1 protein-coding gene and 1 pseudogene are annotated in these 2,007 nt (G+C 67.7%); both read left to right on the top strand.

The features are described from left to right. Nucleotides 1-876, top strand: a pseudogene (locus tag CK944_RS21975) (DNA polymerase Y family protein); the annotation flags it as partial. 13 nt (nt 877-889) lie between these two features. Then, on the top strand, nt 890-2,007 hold a 1,118-nt coding region (locus CK944_RS21970), incomplete at its 3' end, for a PHP domain-containing protein (protein WP_146038762.1).

Below are 2,007 nucleotides of genomic sequence, written 5' to 3'. Positions count from 1 at the left end.
GGCCCGGACCTCTGCCGCAGGCTCGACCAGGCGCTTGGCCGTGCTTCCGAGCCGATCGAGCCGCTGCGCCCGTCTGAGCTTGTCGAGGTGCGTCGCAGCTTTGCCGAACCCATCGCTGCCGCCGAGACCATCGCCCGCTATATTGGCAAGCTGGTGGTCCAGCTCTGCGCGGCCCTGGAGGAGCGCGGCCTCGGGGCCCGCAGGCTCGATCTTCTCTGCTGGCGGGTCGATGCCCATGTCCAGACCGTCCGCGTGGGTCTTGCCCGCCCGCAGCATGATCCGCAACGGCTGACCCGGCTTCTCTGCGAGAAGATCGAGACCATCTCGCCGGGATACGGCATCGAGATCCTGTCGCTGACGGCAGTGATGGTGGAGCCCCTGGAGGCCCGGCAGGTTGCCAGCTCGCTCCTGGGGGCCCCTGCTCCCGATCTGTCCGGCCTTGTCGATGTGCTGGCCAACCGCGTCGGCGCCCGCGGCGTCTACCGCATGGCGCCTGTTGCCAGCGACGTTCCGGAACGCTCGGTGACCCGCGTCGCGCCCTTGTCCGAACCAGTTGGTGCCGGCTGGCCCGATCACTGGCCGCGGCCCACGCGCCTCCTGCCCCGGCCCGAGCCGATCGAGACGCTGGCGCTGCTGCCCGATCATCCTCCTGCCTGGATCATCTGGCGGAACATCCGCCGTAAGGTGGCCCGTGCCGATGGGCCTGAGCGGGTCTTCGGCGAATGGTGGAAGCGCGATGCCGAGATGATCGCCGTGCGCGACTACTTCCGCATCGAGGATGAGGCAGGCGAGCGCTACTGGGTGTTCCGCGCGGGCGACGGCGAGCATGCCGAGACCGGCTCGCACCGCTGGTTCCTGCACGGGGTGTTCGGATGAACGGTGTCATCGGATGACCGGGCCGCGCTATGCCGAGTTGCAGGTGACCTCGCCCTTCTCCTTCCTGCGCGGCGCCTCTTCGGCCGAGGAACTCTTCGCCACAGCGGCGATGATGGGGATCGAGGCTTTGGCCATCACCGACCGCAACACGCTTGCGGGCATCGTGCGGGCCTGGGAGGCCGCCAAGGCCACGGGCGTGCGGCTGGTGGTGGGCTGCAGGCTCGATCTCGCCTGCGGCATGGCGCTGCTGGTCTATCCGACGGACAAGGCGGCCTACGCCCGTCTCTGCCGCTTGCTGACCCTTGGCAAATCCCGCGCCGGGAAGGGCAAGTGCCATTTGGAGTGGTCCGATGTCGTGGAGCATGCCGAAGGACTGATCGCGGTGCTGGTCCCGGACATGGCGGACGATACCTGCGCGCTGCGCCTGCGCCGGCTGCGAGACGTGTTCGGCGACCGCGCCTATCTGGCCCTGACCTTGCAACGCCGCCCCAATGACCAGCTGCGGCTGCATGAGCTGTCGACCATGGCGGCGCAGCTGCGGGTGCCGACGGTCGTCACCAATGACGTTCTCTATCATGAGCCGTCCCGGCGCATCCTCCAGGACGTGGTCACCGCCATCCGCTACAATGTGACCGTCGAAGCCCTGGGCTTTCGCCGCGAGCGCCATGCGGACCGGTATCTGAAGCCGCCCGCCGAGATGTATCGGCTGTTCTCTCGCTACCCGGAGGCCTTGGCCCGGACGGGGGAGATCATGGCCCGCTGCCGCTTTTCGCTCGATGAACTCCGCTACCAGTATCCCGAGGAGCGGGACGATCCGACGCTGACCCCGCAGGAGACCTTGGAGCGGCTGACCTGGGAAGGCGCAACCTCCCGATATCCCGAGGGTGTGCCGGATGAGGTAAAGGCGTCGCTGGCTCACGAATTGCGCCTGATCGCCAAGCTGGCCTACGCCCCCTATTTCCTGACCGTCCACAGCATCGTCCGCTTTGCCCGCTCCCGCGGTATCCTCTGCCAGGGACGCGGCTCGGCGGCGAACTCTGCCGTCTGTTATGTGCTGGGCATCACCGCCATCGACCCAGACCGCAATGATCTGCTGTTCGAGCGCTTCGTGTCCGAGGAACGCCACGAGCC

The organism is Paracoccus sp. SY (assembly GCF_002901215.1).
GTDB lineage: Bacteria > Pseudomonadota > Alphaproteobacteria > Rhodobacterales > Rhodobacteraceae > Paracoccus > Paracoccus acridae.
Note: the sequence above shows the minus strand (reverse complement) of the source record. Positions and strands in the feature narration are given on the sequence as shown.